At 63.2% G+C, this 16783-nt stretch carries 15 protein-coding genes; 4 read left to right on the forward strand and 11 right to left on the reverse strand.

From position 1 onward, the window contains the following. Positions 1-110: 110 nt before the first annotated feature. Positions 111-1592 carry a catalase KatA gene (katA, locus tag AC5XE7_RS09075; protein WP_495365747.1) on the reverse strand — a complete coding sequence of 494 codons (1482 nt, stop codon included), beginning with the start codon at positions 1590-1592 and terminating at the stop codon, positions 111-113. Between the two features lie 206 nt (positions 1593-1798). Here katA and AC5XE7_RS09080 point away from each other — a divergent pair, with 206 nt between their 5' ends. Further along, the gene (locus AC5XE7_RS09080; RefSeq protein WP_495365748.1) at positions 1799-2689 is read left to right on the forward strand and encodes a hydrogen peroxide-inducible genes activator; all 891 of its coding nucleotides are present in this window, start codon (positions 1799-1801) and stop codon (positions 2687-2689) included. A gap of 4 nt (positions 2690-2693) precedes the next feature. On the opposite strand, the gene AC5XE7_RS09085 is transcribed toward AC5XE7_RS09080, so the two are convergent. The 3 genes from AC5XE7_RS09085 to AC5XE7_RS09095 all read right to left on the reverse strand — a co-directional run bounded on the left by AC5XE7_RS09085 (position 2694) and on the right by AC5XE7_RS09095 (position 4101). Next, positions 2694-3146 (reverse strand): pyridoxamine 5'-phosphate oxidase family protein, encoded by a 453-nt coding sequence (locus tag AC5XE7_RS09085; RefSeq protein ID WP_495365749.1) that lies wholly within the window; start codon positions 3144-3146, stop codon positions 2694-2696. 39 nt (positions 3147-3185) lie between these two features. Beyond that, positions 3186-3635: a universal stress protein gene (locus AC5XE7_RS09090; RefSeq protein WP_495365750.1), complete on the reverse strand. Its 450-nt coding sequence runs from the start codon at positions 3633-3635 to the stop codon at positions 3186-3188. A 79-nt stretch (positions 3636-3714) separates the two neighbouring features. Beyond that, entirely contained in the window at positions 3715-4101 is a 387-nt protein-coding gene (locus AC5XE7_RS09095) for a DUF6314 family protein (protein WP_495365751.1), read from the reverse strand. A 248-nt stretch (positions 4102-4349) separates the two neighbouring features. Here AC5XE7_RS09095 and AC5XE7_RS09100 point away from each other — a divergent pair, with 248 nt between their 5' ends. Together AC5XE7_RS09100 and AC5XE7_RS09105 are read left to right on the forward strand one after the other, a co-directional pair. Next, positions 4350-5399, forward strand: coding sequence for a YeiH family protein (locus AC5XE7_RS09100; RefSeq protein WP_239800293.1), 1050 nt, complete (start codon positions 4350-4352; stop codon positions 5397-5399). Between the two features lie 10 nt (positions 5400-5409). Beyond that, positions 5410-6291: a LysR family transcriptional regulator gene (locus tag AC5XE7_RS09105; protein WP_495365752.1), complete on the forward strand. Its 882-nt coding sequence runs from the start codon at positions 5410-5412 to the stop codon at positions 6289-6291. Between the two features lie 11 nt (positions 6292-6302). Here the strand turns inward: AC5XE7_RS09105 and pmtA are convergent, their stop codons facing one another. The 3 genes from pmtA to dnaK all read right to left on the reverse strand — a co-directional run bounded on the left by pmtA (position 6303) and on the right by dnaK (position 10339). Then, on the reverse strand, positions 6303-6908 hold the full coding sequence (gene pmtA, locus AC5XE7_RS09110) for a phospholipid N-methyltransferase PmtA (protein ID WP_183826648.1): 606 nt from the start codon (positions 6906-6908) through the stop codon (positions 6303-6305). 112 nt (positions 6909-7020) lie between these two features. Further along, complete coding sequence (gene dnaJ, locus AC5XE7_RS09115) at positions 7021-8148, reverse strand: molecular chaperone DnaJ (protein ID WP_495365753.1); 1128 nt, start codon at positions 8146-8148, stop codon at positions 7021-7023. Positions 8149-8422: 274 nt separating this feature from the next. Further along, a complete protein-coding gene (gene dnaK / locus AC5XE7_RS09120) occupies positions 8423-10339 on the reverse strand; it encodes a molecular chaperone DnaK (protein WP_495365754.1) in 1917 nt (638 codons plus the stop codon). A 351-nt stretch (positions 10340-10690) separates the two neighbouring features. Between dnaK and AC5XE7_RS09125 the strand changes: the two genes are divergently transcribed. Beyond that, the gene (locus tag AC5XE7_RS09125) at positions 10691-12343 is read left to right on the forward strand and encodes a lysine--tRNA ligase (protein ID WP_495365755.1); all 1653 of its coding nucleotides are present in this window, start codon (positions 10691-10693) and stop codon (positions 12341-12343) included. Here AC5XE7_RS09125 and AC5XE7_RS09130 read toward each other — a convergent pair. From AC5XE7_RS09130 to AC5XE7_RS09145, 4 genes are all read right to left on the reverse strand, one after another. Continuing rightward, positions 12306-13199, reverse strand: a complete 894-nt coding sequence (locus AC5XE7_RS09130; protein WP_495365756.1) for a thermonuclease family protein — start codon at positions 13197-13199, stop codon at positions 12306-12308. The genes AC5XE7_RS09125 and AC5XE7_RS09130 overlap by 38 nt on opposite strands. After that, entirely contained in the window at positions 13184-13831 is a 648-nt protein-coding gene (locus AC5XE7_RS09135; protein WP_495365758.1) for a S24 family peptidase, read from the reverse strand. Before AC5XE7_RS09135 ends, AC5XE7_RS09130 begins: the two co-directional genes overlap by 16 nt. Positions 13832-13918: 87 nt before the next feature. Continuing rightward, the gene (locus AC5XE7_RS09140) at positions 13919-14464 is read right to left on the reverse strand and encodes a thioesterase family protein (protein ID WP_495365759.1); all 546 of its coding nucleotides are present in this window, start codon (positions 14462-14464) and stop codon (positions 13919-13921) included. 98 nt (positions 14465-14562) lie between these two features. After that, positions 14563-16782 (reverse strand): FAD-dependent oxidoreductase, encoded by a 2220-nt coding sequence (locus AC5XE7_RS09145; protein WP_495365760.1) that lies wholly within the window; start codon positions 16780-16782, stop codon positions 14563-14565. Position 16783: the final 1 nt, after the last annotated feature.

Genomic DNA, 16783 nt, shown 5'->3' on the forward strand with positions numbered 1-16783 from the left:
TTGGCCGTCCGGAACCTTGCCGCACGCAAGGGCCAGCCACAAAAGCCAGCGACAAAGAGAGAGCCGCGGGAAGGGACCCCGCGGCTCTTGTCCTGCAAATGCGTGCGGTCTTATTCAGCCGCACTCAGCGTGTCGGCCTCGTAGCCATGAGCTTCCTTCAGGGCCTTGCGCACACCGGCCGCATAGTCGGGATGCACCTTGTGGAAGTGGCCGAGCTGGCGCTCCATGATGTGACCCGGCACACCGCCCATGGCGGCGGCGATGTTGCTGAACAGGCGGCTTTTCTGGCCGTCGTCGAACAGGTTGAACAGGGCGCGCACCTGCACGTAGTCGTCATTGCCCACCCGATGGTCGAAGCGCGCCATATCGCCCTCGATCTTCAGCGGCGGCTCCTTGGCCGAGGCGTCCTCGAACGGGCCGTTGAAGGAATTCGGCTCGTAGTAGGCGTCCGGATTGCCGGTGCGGATGCCGCCATAGGTGTTCATCTGGCCGTCGCGGTGGTAGTGATGCACCGGGCATTTCGGCTGGTTGACCGGAATGTTTTCGTAGTGGGTGCCCAGCCGGTAGCGGTGGGCGTCCGCATAGGAGAAGATGCGGGCCTGCAGCATCTTGTCCGGCGAATAGGAAATGCCGGGCACGATGTTGGACGGCGAGAAGGCCGCCTGCTCGATTTCTGCGAAATAGTTATCCGGGTTGCGGTTCAGCTCCATGACGCCGACGTCGATCGGCGGGAACTCGCCATGCGGCCACACCTTGGTGATGTCGAAGGGATTGTAGGACGTCCTTTCGGCCTCTTCCTCCGTCATGATCTGCACCTGCAGCTTCCAGCGTGGATAGTCGCCCTTCTCGATCTTGCCGAACAGCGCTTCCTGATAGCTTTCGCGGGTGCGGCCGATGATCTGCTCGGCTTCCGTGTTGGTGTGGTGCCTGTGGCCCTGCTGGGTCTTGAAGTGGAATTTCACCCAGACGCGCTCGCCGGCGGCGTTGATCAGCGAATAGGTGTGCGAGCCATAGCCGTTCATGAAGGTGGGGTCGACCGGCAGGCCGCGGTCCGACATCAGGATGGTCACCTGATGCAGGCTTTCCGGGGACAGCGACCAGAAGTCCCACATGGCGGTGGCGGAGCGCATGTTGGTGCGCGGATGGCGCTTCTGCGTGTGGATGAAATCCGGGAACTTGTAGGCATCGCGCACAAAGAACACCGGCGTGTTGTTGCCGACCAGATCCCAGTTGCCTTCCGGCGTGTAGAACTTCAGGGCAAAACCGCGCACGTCGCGTTCATGGTCGGCCGCGCCCATCTCGCCGGCAACGGTCGAGAACCGGGCGAGCATCGGTGTCACCGCACCCGGCTGCAGCGCCGCGGCCTTGGTGTATTTCGAGATGTCGCCGGTGATGGTCAGGGTGCCGAAAGCGCCCCAGCCCTTGGCGTGGACGGCGCGCTCGGGGATCCGCTCGCGGTTCTGGTGGGCCAGCTTCTCGATGAGCTGGTAGTCCTGCAGCATCACGCCGCCGCGCTCGCCGGCGGTGATCGAGTTCTGGTTGTCGGGCACCGGTGCGCCGGCGGTGGTGGTCAGCGTGGGTCGATCAGACATGGTTCCTCCTGTTTCGATCTGCCTTCGTGAAAATCGGGCGGAGATCCGGACGATGATCGTCGGTTTCTTCACCGCCATGACAACGAACCGGAAAAGGCTGTGCGCCGACCCGTGTCTGTTTAGAACTCTTCTAACAACACTTTTCCCACGCCCTCACGATAATTTCCAATTGTATTTCCAACTATCTTCGATAGGATTTTCTTATCATGCTTACGCTCCGCCAGATGCGCTATTTCGAGGCGCTCGCATCCGTCCTTCACTTTGGCCGTGCTGCCGAACTCGTCCATGTCAGCCAGCCGGCGCTGTCGTCGCAGATCCGCGAGATGGAGGCTTTTCTCGGTGTCACGCTGGTCGAGCGCAACCGGGGCAACATTCTGCTCACCCGCAAGGGCGAGGAAGTGCTGGAACATGTGCGCGGCGTGCTTGCCGGCGTCGAGCGGCTCGAGCAGGCGGTCCGTCGTGGCGGAGGCCTGCTCGACGGTCCCGTCCGCTTCGGCATCATTCCGACGGTCGCGCCCTATCTCGTGCCGAAGCTGGTGCCGCATCTGCGCAGCGCCTATCCCGCCATCGAGGTTGAGCTGAAGGAGGCCGTGACCGACCGGCTGATTGCCGATCTGGCCGAGGGCCGGCTGGATGTGGTGGTGGCTGCCCTGCCGATCGATCATGAAGGCATCGCCACCCGGCCGGTGTTTCGCGACCACTTCTTCATGGCCACCGCCACGAATGACAGTGACGTGCTGATGTCGCCGCTGACGGAAGCGCAGGTCGACACCGGGCGCCTGCTGCTTCTGGAAGAGGGCCATTGCCTGCGCGATCAGGCGCTGGCCGTGTGTGGCATGGCCGGCAGGCGCAGCCTCGTCAATTTCGGCGCCACCTCCATGGCGACGCTGCTGCAGATGGTGTCGCACGGTATGGGCATGACCCTGATCCCCGAGATTGCCGTGCCGGCCGAGACGGCCCGCAACGACATCCGCATCGTGCCCTTTGCCGAACCGCAGCCGTCGCGCGAAATCGGCCTTGCATGGCGGCGCAATGGCGCGGGCGAGGATGAGATCGAGGCGCTGGCGCAGGCGGTTGGAGCCTGTGTTGCTCCGTGACGTATCAGTCTGGTTCGGTCACGCTTTTGCGGCCGGTCAGATTTTCGATGATGATGCGATAGAAGACATGTGGCGTCGGGTTCTCGTCGGCGGGCTTGAGGCCGCCGGGCTCCCACCAGTTGGCGTGCTGGCTGAGCAGCGACCACGCATGGTCGCGGGCGTGCTTCCAGCCCATCCGGTCGGGCAGTTCCTCGAACTTGCCATCGACAATCACGCTGCGCCATTCGCCGTGGCTTGCGAGTTCATCCACCTGAAGGCAGACACGCGGATTGGTGCGCATCCACTCGATCTTCTTTCCGGTAAGCGAGAAGCCGTAAAGATAATTTCCGTCGGACGCGAAAGTTACCGGCACCACATAGGGCTGGCCGTCAAGGCAGCAGGCCAGACGCCCGAGCCGCTGTGAGGACAGCAGGCTTAAGCATTCGGATCGGTTCATTTCGGTGATGATTACAGGCATTTTCCTCTCACCCCGAATTTGACGCGAAATTTTCCCGCCTCAGCGCACCACCAGAACGGGCACCTTGGCTTTGGCCACCACCTCGGCGGTCTGGCTTCCCAGCATAACCCGGTTCATGCCCGTTCGGCCATGGGAAGACATGACGATCAGGCTGCATCCCTTCTGCTCGGCGATTTCGCAAAGCGCGCCTGCCACCAGTCGCCACGGTATATGCACGGTCTCGATCGGGATGCCGAGCGCCTCGGCCTTGCGGCGGATCGGTTCAAGAATGCGCTGGGCTATGCGGGCCTGCGATTCGTCGAACGCCGCAATCTCGGTTTCGCTGGGCGCCCACAATTCCGATGCGAAGGCGAACTGGCCGCCGAGGGACTCCGTCACGGTCACTGCCGTCACTTTGCTGCCGTGCTTCTTCGCCAGCGTCAGTCCGTGGTCGACGCCTGCCTGCGCGGCCTCCGAGCCGTCGCTGGAAATCAGAATGTGCTCGTACATCGCCATAACCCCCCGAACTGCTTCCACGATCAGCGAACCACCCTATGCCGCACTGCACAAGCCGCATCTTGTCGCGGGTTCATGGCGCGGCTGGAATCCGTTCGTAGCGGGTGAGGCTGGCATAGCGCTTGCGGGGCCCGGCAACGCGCCATAACTCGATGAAGCAGTCGAGGCTGCGGAACAGGAAGCGGCCTTCATAAAGGTCGTCGCCGCAGTGATGAACCACACGCTGATCGGGCGCAAGATCAAGCCGGATGAAGTCCGATCCGCTCGCAAAGCGCACCTCGGCGCCCGTATCGTCCATGGCGAGCCGATAGAGGCGTTTCGATTCCATCACGCCGCGGTTGCTGTGAAGCTCGCCCGTCTCGATAAAGCTATCCGCACCAATGCGGGCCTGCCCCGTGAAGGCAAGGTGTGTCTGGCCCAGATGATCGACCAGCCTGCGCCGCACCTGCCAAAGCCCCATGAAAGCGCTCGCCCGCACAGCCTCAGGCGCGGCGTGCGGCAGGTCCGTTTGGTGCGGGGTAAGTGTCTCAAAGGGCATATCACATGCACCATGGCGGCGAGTGCGGCCCGCAGCAAGCCCGAAAAGAAGCCGTCAATAGTTCCCGTAAGGCGATCGTTCGGAAAAATCGAACGTTACGATACAAATAATGCGTTGGATCGCTCATCCAGGAAATGTCATTCCCCATATGACAGGAAATGGAGAATGCATTGTCTGCAAGCGAGAACCTTCTGCCGGGGCCGATAGCCGCCGCCCCAAATGCCAGGCGTTTCGGTGGAATCTGGCCCGGTCTGGTGCTGGTCGGCGTGATTACCGGAGCCGGCTATTCGCTGCGTGAAATGCCGGGTCTCGTCATCTTCAGCCCCATGATTCTGGCCGTCATCATCGGCATGCTGTTCGCCAACACGGTGGGCGTTGCCGCCAATACGAAGGATGGCATCCGGTTCAGCCAGAAGACATTGCTGCGTCTGGCCATCGTTCTGCTGGGCTTCCAGCTGACCGTCGATCAGGCTGCTTCGATCGGCATTGCCGGCTTTGGCATCGTTGCGGTGACGCTGGCCGCGACCTTCCTGTTCACCATGGCGGTGGCGCGCCTGCTTGGCGTCGAGCGCAGGCTTGCCCAGCTCATCGCCGCCGGCACCTCGATCTGCGGCGCCTCGGCGATCGTGGCTGCCAATACCGTCACCAATGCGCGCGACGAAGATGTTGCTTACGCGGTGGCGTCCATCACCCTGTTCGGCACCGTTGCCATGCTGGCCTATCCGCTGCTGGGCGCGCTTGCCGGCCTCGACCAGAACGCCTTCGGCCTGTGGGCCGGCGCCTCCATCCATGAGGTGGCGCAGGTCATCGGCGCTTCGTTCCAGTACGGGCCGCAGGCCGGCGAGGCGGGAACCGTGGCCAAGCTTACCCGTGTTGCGCTTCTGGCGCCGATGGTTTTCGCCATGGGCTTTGCCGCCCGTCGGCCAAAGGGAGGCGAGGCTGGCGCAGGCGAGGCAGGCGGACGCGCGCCGATGCCTTGGTTCGTGCTGGGCTTCATCGCCGTGGTTCTTTGGAACAGCTTTGTCGGCATCCCGGATGCGCTGCGCCCGCATGTGGCCTTCATCACCACGCTGATGCTCACCATGGGGCTGGCCGCCATGGGCCTGAACGCCAATGTATCGGAGATCAGGTCGCGCGGCCTGCGGCCGCTTCTGCTTGCGCTTTCCGCGTTTGTGTTTATCGCTGGCTTCAGTCTGGTATTGGTGAAGCTTCTGGTCTGAGAACAAGGCGATGACGCTCGAGCAGTTGCGCATTTTCGTTGCCGTCGCCGAGCGCGAGCATGTGACGCGGGCCGCCGCCGATCTCAATCTCACCCAGTCGGCCACGAGTGCTGCCGTCTCGGCGCTGGAAGCGCGCTATGCGACGAAGCTGTTCGACCGGGTCGGGCGGCGCATCGCGCTGACCGATGCCGGCCGAACCTTCCTTGCCGAGGCGAAAGCCGTGCTTGCGCGTGCCGCCAGCGCCGAACTGGTGCTGGCCGATCTGGCCGGGCTCAAGGTCGGCTCGCTGCGCCTCGCCGCCAGCCAGACCGTCGGCAACTACTGGCTTCCGGGTATCATTCATGCGTTTCGTTCCGCCTATCCCGGCTTGGCGGTGGACATGACCATGGGCAACACCGAGACGGTGGCGGCCATGGTGCGCAAGGGCGAGGCCAATATCGGCTTCGTTGAAGGCGAGGTGGACGCCCACGCGCTGGGCGTGATGCCGGTGGCCGATGACGACATGGCGCTTGTGGTCGCACCTTCGCACCCGTGGGCCGCGGCCAAAGGCGGCAATGCGCTGGACCTCAGGTCCTCGCCATGGGTGATGCGCGAGCACGGATCCGGCACCCGCTCCATACTGGAGGCGATGCTGGCGGCGCATGGCCACGGCCTCTCCGATGTTTCAATCAGCCTTGTGCTGCCCACCAACGAGTCGGTACGCGTGGCCGTTGAATCGGGGGCTGGTGCGACGGTCATGTCTCGGCTGGTGGTGTCGAATGCGCTGAAGGCGGGGCGGCTCGTCGCGGTGGACTATCCGGTGCCGCGCCGCAAGTTCTTCATGCTTCGCCACAGCCAGCATCACGAGACGGCAGCCGAACGCGAATTCGTCCGGCTGGTGAGCGAAAGCTGAAGGCCTGAAAATCAGTGCGTGCGGCGGCGGTAGATCCACAGCCGTGCCGGCGGGATATTGCGCAGGATGAAATCGAAATGCTCGACTGTGTAATCGCCACGGCCGGGCGGTATCGGTGACATCGGGCCATAGGTGATCTGCACCACCGGCCGGCCTTCCGGCATGCGCGACAAAAGACCGTCAAGATATTCCACGCGCCGTGGAACCGGGAAGTTGAGCAGCGGCACGCCGGAGATCACGGCGTCGAAAGTGAGATCGGCATCCTTGCCGAGCGTGGTGTCGAGATTGAAGGCGTCGCCCTCGATGACGTTCACACCGGGAAAATTGTTGCGCAGATGGCGCGCGAAATCGGCTGAATATTCGACAGCGTAGAGGTTCTCCGGCTTCACGCCATGGCGCAGGATCGCCTTGGTGATGACGCCGGTGCCGGGGCCGAGTTCCAGAACCGGAAGACCGGACCCGAGATCGATGACAGAGGCCATGCGCCTCGCGGTAACGGAACTGGTGGGAACGATCGCTCCGACCGCTTTTGGCTTGTCTATCCAGCCCTTGAAGAACTTGAGTTCGTCGTCGAACTTTGCCGCAAGCGTCTTGCGCAGTCCGGTTCCCTTAGCCATGCAAATCTCCTGCGCTCCCCATGGTGGTACTTAGCATCTGATGAGCCCGGTTCAAGAAAAATCCGGGCCTGTTTGCTGATTGCGTCAGGAAACGGCGGTTGCGGAACAGCCTTTATTTTTCAGCGAAGGACTCGAAGAAATCCTTCATGCGGCTGAAGAAGCCGCTCGATTGCGGCGAATTTTCCTGGCTGGAAAGCTGCTCGAATTCTTCCAGCAATTCACGCTGGCGTTTGGTGAGATTCTGCGGCGTCTCCACGGCAGTCTGAATGTAGAGATCGCCCACCTGCGTCTGGCGCAGCACCGGCATGCCCTTGCCCTTGAGACGGAACTGGCGGCCGTTCTGGGTACCTTCGGGCACTTTCACGCGCGTCTGGCTGCCATCGAGCGTCGTGACTTCGAAGGAGCCGCCGAGCGCTGCCGTCGTCATGGAGATCGGCACCTTGCAATAAAGGTCGGCGCCGTCGCGCTGGAAGAACTCGTGCGGTTTCACCGACAGGAAGATGTAGAGATCGCCGGATGGGCCGCCGCGCAGCCCCGCTTCGCCTTCGCCGGCGAGCCGGATGCGGGTGCCATCCTCGATGCCTGACGGAATATTGACCGACAGCGCGCGTTCCTCGGTCACGCGTCCCTGTCCCGCGCACTTGCCGCACGGGTCCTTGATGGTCTGGCCGCGTCCGTGACACTGAGGGCAGGTGCGCTCAATGGAGAAGAAACCCTGCGATGCGCGCACCTTGCCGTGGCCGCCGCACATGGTGCAGGTGACCGGCTGGGTGCCGGGCTTCGCGCCCGAGCCCGAGCATTCGTCGCAGGACATCGAGGCCGGCACATGAATTTGCGCCGTCTTGCCGGTGAAGGCTTCCTCAAGCGAGATTTCCATGTTGTAGCGCAGGTCCGCGCCGCGCTCGCGCCCACCGGACGAACGCCGCCGCCCGCCACCCATCATCTCGCCGAAAATGTCCTCGAAGATGTCGGCAAAGCCGCCGGCCGCGAATCCGCCACCGCCATTCATGCCGCCATTCTCGAAGGCCGCATGGCCGAAACGGTCATAGGCGGCCCGCTTCTGCGGGTCCTTGAGGCATTCATAGGCCTCGTTGATTTCCTTGAATTTATGCTCGCAGGCGTCATCGCCCGGATTGCGGTCGGGATGAAACTGCATGGCGAGCTTGCGGAACGCGCTCTTCAGTTCCTTGTCATCCGCACTGCGGCTGACGCCCAGCGTCTCGTAGAAATCAACCTTCATTTAAAGCCTGTCCTGGTTCTTCTGCCCGATGGCTCCAAATCGCCGAAACGGCAATGCTGTCGCTCGGCGCGACCAAGGTCGCTGTTCCCGGCATATTTCCGGCCCCTCACGCGCCTGCCGCGCGTGAAACCGGCACTCTGCTCTTCTTTTGCGGCCTTCGATTTAGGTATTTCACCGCCCTGATGCCAGAGCCGGCAAAGATATGGCCGCGTTTTTAAGCTGACAGTTGCAGAAAAGCCCGGCCGGAACCGGGCTTTTCCTGTTTTGTCGCAGATCAGGCCGACTTCTTGCCGTCGTCGTCCTCGTCGATCTCCTCGAAGTCGGCGTCGACCACGTCGCCATCCTTGGCGGCATCCGCCTTGGCGTCGGCTTCGGCGGCTTCCTTCTGCGAGGACTCGTACATGGCCTGCCCGAGCTTCATGGAAACCTCGGCCAGCGTCTGGGTCTTCGCCTCGATGTCGGCCGGATCGTCACCTTCGGTGGCGGTCTTCAGCGCAGCGATGGCCTCCGAGATGGCGGTGCGGTCTGCTTCCGAAACCTTGTCGCCGTAATCCTTCAGCGACTTCTCGCTGGAGTGGATCAGCGACTCGGCCTGGTTGCGGGCCTCGACCAGCGCCTTGCGCTGCTTGTCGGCCTCGGCGTTGGCTTCGGCGTCCTTCACCATCTTCTCGATGTCGGCATCGCTCAGGCCACCGGAGGCCTGAATGCGGATCTGGTGCTCCTTGCCGGTGCCCTTGTCCTTGGCCGAAACGTTGACGATGCCGTTGGCGTCGATGTCGAAAGTGACCTCGATCTGCGGCACGCCACGCGGTGCCGGCGGAATGCCGACCAGATCGAACTGGCCGAGCAGCTTGTTGTCGGCCGCCATTTCACGCTCGCCCTGGAAGACGCGGATCGTCACCGCGGACTGCGAGTCCTCGGCCGTCGAGAAGGTCTGGCTCTTCTTGGTCGGGATCGTCGTGTTGCGCTCGATGAGGCGCGTGAACACGCCGCCCAGCGTCTCGATGCCCAGCGACAGCGGGGTCACGTCGAGCAGCAGAACGTCCTTGACGTCGCCCTGAAGCACGCCGCCCTGGATCGCGGCGCCCATGGCCACAACCTCATCGGGATTGACGCCCTTGTGCGGATCCTTGCCGAAGAACTGCTTCACGACTTCCTGGATCTTGGGCATGCGGGTCATGCCGCCGACCAGAACCACTTCGTCGATCTCGCCCGCCTTGAGGCCGGCATCCTTGAGGGCTGCCTTGCACGGCTCGATGGTGCGCTGGACGAAATCGTCGACCAGGCTCTCGAACTTGGCGCGGGTCAGCTTCAGCGTCAGGTGCTTCGGGCCGCTGGCATCGGCGGTGATGAAGGGCAGGTTGATCTCGGTCTGCGTCGTGGACGACAGCTCGATCTTGGCCTTTTCGGCCGCTTCCTTCAGGCGCTGCAGGGCGAGCTTGTCGTTGCGCAGGTCGATGCCCTGCTCCTTCCTGAACTCGTCGGCCAGATACTCGACCAGACGCATGTCGAAGTCCTCGCCGCCGAGGAAGGTGTCGCCATTGGTCGACTTCACCTCGAACACGCCGTCGCCGATCTCCAGCACGGAAATATCGAAGGTACCGCCGCCAAGGTCGTAGACGGCGATGGTCTTGCCGTCGCGCTTGTCGAGGCCATAGGCGAGCGCGGCCGCGGTCGGCTCGTTGATGATGCGCAGCACTTCAAGGCCGGCGATCTTGCCGGCGTCCTTGGTGGCCTGACGCTGGGCGTCGTTGAAATAGGCGGGAACGGTGATGACAGCCTGCTCGACCTTTTCGCCGAGATAGGCTTCAGCCGTTTCCTTCATCTTCTGCAGGATCATGGCGGAGATCTGCGAAGGCGACTGCTTCTTGTCGCCCGCTTGGACCCATGCGTCGCCATTGTCGCCCTTGACGATGTGATAAGGGACGAGCTTCTTGTCCTTCTCGGTGACCGGGTCGTCATAGCGACGGCCGATGAGACGCTTGACCGCGAAGACGGTGTTTTCGGGATTGGTGACAGCCTGGCGCTTGGCCGGCTGGCCCACAAGGCGTTCGCCGTCTGCCGTAAAGGCGACGATCGAAGGCGTGGTGCGCGCGCCTTCCGCGTTTTCGATCACCTTGGCGTCCTTGCCGTCCATGACGGCGACGCAGGAATTAGTGGTTCCGAGATCGATGCCGATTACTTTAGCCATTTACTCAGTCTCTCCTTCAAGCAGGCTTTCAAGGACCCTGTCAGGCGTTCCGGCGAAAGCCCCTGTTCACTTCATTTCCCTTACCAGTCCACTGGCATGCAGCAGCCCCGTATGGAACTGCGGCGTATATAAGAACAGGCTTCGCAGCGTGCAAGCGTTCTGCGCGGCCTGGAGCGCGTCAGTTTGGAAGAGCGCGGCGAACAGGCGCGAAAAACACCAAAAATCCCGCTTTCTGGCTTATTTGAAGGGTTTGGGCCGGCCTGTGCATTGGAAAAATTTGACCTTGCGTGCCGGCCCGCATAGAGCAATGCGACCGGCATCGAAGCCGGCTTCACCAACAGGACCAACGACATGGCCGGAAACGACGCCCTCGATCTCAACCCGGAACTTCTCGCCGCTGCCGGCGAGAACAAAGCCTGGCCGTTCGAGGAAGCGAAAAAAATCATCGCCCGCTATGCCAAAACCGGCTTGCCGGAGACGATCCTGTTCGAAACCGGATATGGTCCCTCGGGCCTGCCGCACATCGGCACTTTCGGTGAAGTTGCCCGCACCACCATGGTGCGCCACGCCTTTCACATCCTCACCGAAGGCAAGGTGAAGACGCGACTTCTCGTCTTCTCCGACGACATGGATGGCATGCGCAAGATTCCCGACAATGTGCCTGATCGCGCGTTTCTGGAACCCTATCTGCACATGCCGCTGACCTCGGTGCCCAATCCGTTCGGCGGCGACTACGCAAGCTTCGGCCATCACAACAATGCCATGCTGCGCCGTTTCCTCGATACGTTCGGTTTCGATTACGAGTTCGCCAGCGCGACCGAGTATTACAAGGCGGGCCGCTTCGATGAGGTGCTGCTGCGTGCTGCGGAGCGTTTCGACGACATCATGAAGGTGATGCTGCCGACGCTGGGCGAGGAACGCCAGGCGACCTACAGCCCCTTCCTGCCGATCTCGCCGAAGACCGGCCGTGTGCTCTACGTGCCGATGAAGCATGTCGATGCGAAGGCCGGCACCATCACCTTCGACGACGAGGACGGCACCGAGACCACTCTCCCGGTAACCGGCGGCGCGGTGAAGCTGCAGTGGAAGCCGGATTTTGGCATGCGCTGGGCAGCCCTCAACGTCGACTTCGAGATGTTCGGCAAGGATCACCAGACCAACGCGTCGATCTATGACCGGATCTGCGAAATCCTCGGCGGTCGCGCCCCGGAACATTTCGTCTATGAACTGTTCCTCGACGAAAACGGCCAGAAGATTTCCAAGTCGAAGGGCAATGGGCTCACCATCGACGAGTGGCTGACCTATGCGCCGACGGAAAGCCTCGCGCTCTACATGTTCCAGAAGCCGCGCGTGGCCAAGAAGCTCTTCTTCGACGTCATCCCGCGCGCCGTTGACGAGTACTACCAGTTCCTGTCGGCCTATCCGAAGCAGGACTGGAAGAACCGTCTCGGCAATCCGGTCTGGCACATCCACAGCGGCAACCCGCCGGCCATCGACCTGCCGGTGCCGTTCGCGCTGCTGCTCAATCTGGTCAGCGTCTCCAACGCCCAGAACAAGGACGTGCTGTGGGGCTTCATCTCGCGCTATGCGGAAGGCGTAACGCCGCAGACGCATCCCGAACTGGATCGTCTGACTGGCTACGCGATCCGCTATTTCGACGATTTCGTGAAGCCGTCCAAGGTCTATCGCGCGCCCGACGAGGTGGAGCGCGATGCGCTGGCGAAGCTGTCGCAGGCGCTGGCCGGCCTGCCCGAGGGTGCTGACGGCGAGGCGATCCAGAATGCGGCGCTCAATGTGGCGCGCGCCATCGAGCGTTATCAGGATCATGCCAAAAAGAGCCCCGAGGGCGGACCGGGTGTCTCCGTTGCCTTCTTCCAGATGATCTATCAGGTGCTGATCGGTCAGGAGCGTGGCCCGCGCTTCGGCTCCTTCGCAGCCCTCTACGGCATTGCCGAGACGCGCGAGCTTATCGGGAAGGCGCTGGAAGGTCGGCTGGCTGCATAGGCGGGATGGTTTCGGAGGGGCCGGGCAGTTCGATGATGCTGTCCGGCACCTTTGGAAGTTCCACGCTGCCCGAAGGTGGAGCCGGCGGCAGGCCCGAAAGGTCCGGCGCATGGTCATATATGCCCTTGCCGCTCTTTTGCGCCTTTTCGGCCGCCTGCGCATAGGGGCCATCGGCGTCGGCACGCGCCCAGCCATTGGCCACCAGCCACTCGCCGATATCCTGCTTGCCCAGACGGCATCGGACGGTGAACTCGCCGCTGCCGGCTTCCTGTGGAATATCGCAGATCACCGCGCGGCCGCGCAGGAAGGCGCGAAACGCGGTCGTCGCGCGGGCGCCGCACGGCCATTGCCTGCCCTGATCGGTGCAGGTTTCCCCGGCGGCCACCAGATCGATGCCGGCAATCGTCACCGAGCGGTTCTGCGCCGAGATGCGCCCGGCCGCGCTGGCGACAGGCCGGAACAGCGTTGCGCCCTGCCATTCGGCGCTCGGCTTCGGTTTGGGCGGCACGGCCTGCGACAGATCGCTCAGTGGCTCCCGCGGCGGCAACCGCTCCAGCTCCGCCGGTTCCAGTTCCGGCGGGGCGACGATGTCCGGCTCGATCGGTCGCAAGGGGAGGGCGGGCTGCGGCTCCTGCGGCGGCGCCTCGGGAGCATCGGGTTCGCTGTCCTGCACACCCTCGCCGAAAATGACATCGCCGATGTCCGTGTCGACCACGATTTCGCTTTCGGATGGTATTGCGCCGGATGGCTGCGAGTTCAGCGCCTGCCCGCCCGCAATGACCAGCATGCCCATGCCCAGAAGGCAGGTCACCGCAAATGCGGCATGCAGGGGCCGCATCACTACTGGCTCGCCCATACGATGCGCGCCACCCAGTCCACCTCCTCGACGGAAAGCTCGCGGTCGGCATGCGCGGGATTGAGCGAGACCAGCGAGATCGTCCGCGCCGTCAGGCGGCTGAGCACTTTTGCCATGACCTCGCCGGAGACCGTCTTGACCACGACGCGATCGCCCTTGCGCACGCTGGCGCCGGGCTCGACGATCAGCACGTCGCCGTCGCGATAGAGCGGCAGCATGGAATCGCCCTGAACCTTCAGCGCATAGGCGGGGCCGCCGGCGGGTGCCGGCAGTTCGATCAGGTCCCAGCCATGGCCGACGGGAAAGCCGGCGTCGTCGAAGAAGCCGCCGGCGCCGGCCTGCGCGAAACCGACGAGCGGCACGGTCGGCCGCTGAACGGGCAGGGCGTCGGCGAGGGCCTTCCTGCCATCGATGAGCGAGATGAATTCATCCAGCGAGGAGCCCGTCGCCTCGATGATCTTGGCCAGCGATTCGGTCGACGGCCAGCGCGGCCGTCCGTCTGCGGACAGGCGCTTGGACTTGTTGAAGGCCGTGGAATCGAGCCCCGCGCGCCGCGCAAGGCCCGATACCGACAGGGAATGACGCTCGGCAAGCGCGTCTATGGCGGCCCATACGCGGTCATGCGAGAGCATGCGCCTCTAAGCTCCTGAACAGGAAAAAATACCTTTTGATTTTTATCCGCACCTCCCCGGCTTGTCCACCCGCGGGGAGGCTTGCCGTCAGCTTTGCGCCCGCGCGGCGGAACGCATGGCCATATGCGAGGCCATGAAGGCGCTCTCGTCCTTATTGAGCGGCCGCGGCCGGACATCGCTGCCAAGGGCGGAGACCACTTCATCGATTTCAAGGAAACGCCGGCCCGGCCGGTCGTAGACGCCGGCAGTGGTGACGACGGTGGCGGCGGTCTCGCCGCTTTCAAGCACGAAGCGATGGCGCCCGAGCGCCTGCGTGCCCTGCCATGTCTCGATGGCGGAGTAGACGTGGAAGCGCTCCCACAGGCGGATCTCGCGCACATAGACGGCTTGCAGGCCGCCCAGCATCGGCGCCCATTTGCGCTCGCGTATCATCTTGCCGAGCCCGGCGCGCATGAACAGGTCGATACGGCCGACATCGGCCAGCATCATATAGCGCGCGTTGTTGAGATGCAGGTTGAGGTCGATGTCCGTCGGCAGGCAGCGGAAGGTGAGGCGGGTTTCGGTACCGACCTGATAGTCGCCCCGGCTTTTCGCCGTGGCCAGCACCCGTGCCAGTCGTGCCCAGACATACATCGCTTTTGCCTTCCGGTGTGGGACCGGGTGGGATGGTAGCGGGCGCAGTGCATCGCACCACGCCCGCTACCGGTTCAGACTAAAGTTGCCCGATGGAATCAGGCGGCTTTCTTGGCCTCGGTGCCCGCATAGGGGTTGAAGCGCTGGTAGAAGGTCTCGCCCTTGTCCGCCATTTCAAGCAGCAGCTTCGGCGCCTTGAACTCGGCTCCGTATTTCTTCTGCAGCTTTTTGGCGATCTTGACGAACTTCGCCACACCGATGCCGTCGATGTAGGACAGCACGCCGCCGGTATAGGGCGCGAAACCGAAGGCGAGGATCGAGCCGACATCCGCCTCGCGCGGGTCGGTGACGATCTTTTCCTCCATCACGCGCGCGGCTTCCAGCGCAATGACGAAGAGGAAGCGCTGCTTCAGCTCCTCGAAGTCGATCTTGTCGGCGTCTTGCTGCGGATAGAGATCCTTCAGCCCCGCCCACAGATGCTTCTTCGCCGGCTTTTCCGGGTAATCGTAGAAGCCCTTGCCGTTCTTACGTCCGAGGCGGCCGTGCTTGTCGACCATGGTGTCGACCAGCTCCATCTGCCGGGGATCGACGGCCTTGTCGCCCAGATCGCGAATGGTCTGCTTCATGATCTTCTGGGCAAGGTCGATGGCCGTCTCGTCGTTGAGCGACAGCGGGCCGACCGGCATGCCGGCAGCCTTGGCGGCGTTCTCGATCATCGGGGCGGGAACGCCCTCGATCAGCATCTTGTAGGCCTCGGCCATGTAGCGTAGCACGCAGCGATTGACGAAGAAGCCGCGCGTGTCGTTGACGACGATCGGCGTCTTCTTGATCGCCCGCACATAGTCGATGGCCACGGCCAGCGCCTTGTCGCCGGTCTTCTTGCCGAGGATGATTTCGACCAGCATCATCTTGTCGACCGGCGAGAAGAAGTGAATGCCGACAAAGTTCTTCGGGCGCGCCGAGTTCTTCGCCAGCGAGGTGATCGGAATGGTCGAGGTGTTGGAGGCGAACACGGCCGTCGACTTCAGCACGGCTTCCGCCTGCTCGGTCGCGGCCTTCTTCACGCCCGAGTCCTCGAACACCGCCTCGACCACGAGGTCGCAGCCATTGAGGTCGGCATAGTCGGCGCTCGGTGTGATCAGCGCGAGCAGCTTTTCCTTGTCGGCCTGCGTGGCGCGGCCCTTTTTAATCGCGCCGTCCATCAGGCTTTCCGAATGAGCCTTGCCCTTTTCGGCTCCGGCCTGATCGCGGTCGAGAAGCACCACCGGAATGCCGGCCCTGGCGGTGACATAGGCAATGCCCGCGCCCATGAAGCCGGCGCCGATGACGCCGATCTTTTTGAACTTCGTTTCCGGCACGCCCTCGGGGCGGCGTGCGCCCTTGTTCAGCTCCTGCAGCGAGATGAACAGCGAGCGGATCATCGCCGCTGCTTCCTGGCTCTGCATGATCTGGGTGAAATAGCGCTGCTCGATGCGAAGTGCGGTGTCGAACGGCACCAGCAGGCCTTCATAGACGCATTTCAGGATCGCGGCCGCAGCCGGATAGTTGCCATAGGTCTCGCGGCGCAGGATGGCGATCGCCGGCGGCCACAGATTGGCTCCCGTCGCCGAATAGATCGGCCCGCCGGGCAGCTTGAACCCCTTCTGGTCCCATGGCTGCACGGCCGAAAGGCCATTCCTAATGAGGCCCTTGGCGGTCTCGACCAGCTTGGCCGGCTCGGCGACCTCGGTGATCAGGCCCATCGACTTGGCCTTCTTCGGCGTCAGCGTCTGGCCGGCGGTCAGCATCTGCAGGGCCTGCTGCTGGTCGGTCAGGCGCGGCACGCGCTGGGTGCCGCCGGCGCCCGGGAAGATGCCGATCTTCACTTCGGGAAGCGCCATCTTCACCTTGTCGCTGTCGGCCGCCACGCGCGCATGGCAGGACAGCGAAAGCTCGAAGGCGCCGCCCATGCAGGTGCCGTTGATGGCCGAGACCCACGGCTTGCCGCTGGTTTCAAGCTTGCGGAACAGGCCGGTCATGTAGCCGGCCGTCTCGAACAGCTTCTGCGTGGCCTTGGCCGGATCGCTGTCCTTTTCCTCGGCGAAGATGGACAGCATCTTCTGCAGCATGGTGATGTCCGCGCCACCGGAGAACGTGTCCTTGCCGGAGGTGATGACGGCGCCCTTGATGGCGGCGTCGCCGGTCACGCGGTCGACGATGCTGTCCAGCTCACGCATCACCTCTTCGGTGAAGACGTTCATGGAGCGGTCGGGCATGTCCCATGTGACGAGTGCGATGCCATCGGCGTCGGTTTCGACGGTGAAATTCTTGTAGGTCATT

It is taken from the genome of Aquamicrobium sp. YD-1-mutant5, assembly GCF_059509755.1.

What these genes read in the sequence shown, in the direction of transcription:
- AC5XE7_RS09140 (WP_495365759.1), bottom strand. Translation starts at nt 14,464, where the DNA reads ATGTATGTCTGGGCACGACTGGCACGGGTGCTGGCCACGGCGAAAAGC.
- AC5XE7_RS09090 (WP_495365750.1), bottom strand. Translation starts at nt 3,635, where the DNA reads ATGTACGAGCACATTCTGATTTCCAGCGACGGCTCGGAGGCCGCGCAG.
- pmtA (WP_183826648.1), bottom strand. Translation starts at nt 6,908, where the DNA reads ATGGCTAAGGGAACCGGACTGCGCAAGACGCTTGCGGCAAAGTTCGAC.
- katA (WP_495365747.1), bottom strand. Translation starts at nt 1,592, where the DNA reads ATGTCTGATCGACCCACGCTGACCACCACCGCCGGCGCACCGGTGCCC.
- AC5XE7_RS09080 (WP_495365748.1), top strand. Translation starts at nt 1,799, where the DNA reads ATGCTTACGCTCCGCCAGATGCGCTATTTCGAGGCGCTCGCATCCGTC.
- dnaK (WP_495365754.1), bottom strand. Translation starts at nt 10,339, where the DNA reads ATGGCTAAAGTAATCGGCATCGATCTCGGAACCACTAATTCCTGCGTC.
- dnaJ (WP_495365753.1), bottom strand. Translation starts at nt 8,148, where the DNA reads ATGAAGGTTGATTTCTACGAGACGCTGGGCGTCAGCCGCAGTGCGGAT.
- AC5XE7_RS09135 (WP_495365758.1), bottom strand. Translation starts at nt 13,831, where the DNA reads ATGCTCTCGCATGACCGCGTATGGGCCGCCATAGACGCGCTTGCCGAG.
- AC5XE7_RS09095 (WP_495365751.1), bottom strand. Translation starts at nt 4,101, where the DNA reads ATGGGGCTTTGGCAGGTGCGGCGCAGGCTGGTCGATCATCTGGGCCAG.
- AC5XE7_RS09085 (WP_495365749.1), bottom strand. Translation starts at nt 3,146, where the DNA reads ATGCCTGTAATCATCACCGAAATGAACCGATCCGAATGCTTAAGCCTG.
- AC5XE7_RS09125 (WP_495365755.1), top strand. Translation starts at nt 10,691, where the DNA reads ATGGCCGGAAACGACGCCCTCGATCTCAACCCGGAACTTCTCGCCGCT.
- AC5XE7_RS09105 (WP_495365752.1), top strand. Translation starts at nt 5,410, where the DNA reads ATGACGCTCGAGCAGTTGCGCATTTTCGTTGCCGTCGCCGAGCGCGAG.
- AC5XE7_RS09145 (WP_495365760.1), bottom strand. Translation starts at nt 16,782, where the DNA reads ATGACCTACAAGAATTTCACCGTCGAAACCGACGCCGATGGCATCGCA.
- AC5XE7_RS09130 (WP_495365756.1), bottom strand. Translation starts at nt 13,199, where the DNA reads ATGGGCGAGCCAGTAGTGATGCGGCCCCTGCATGCCGCATTTGCGGTG.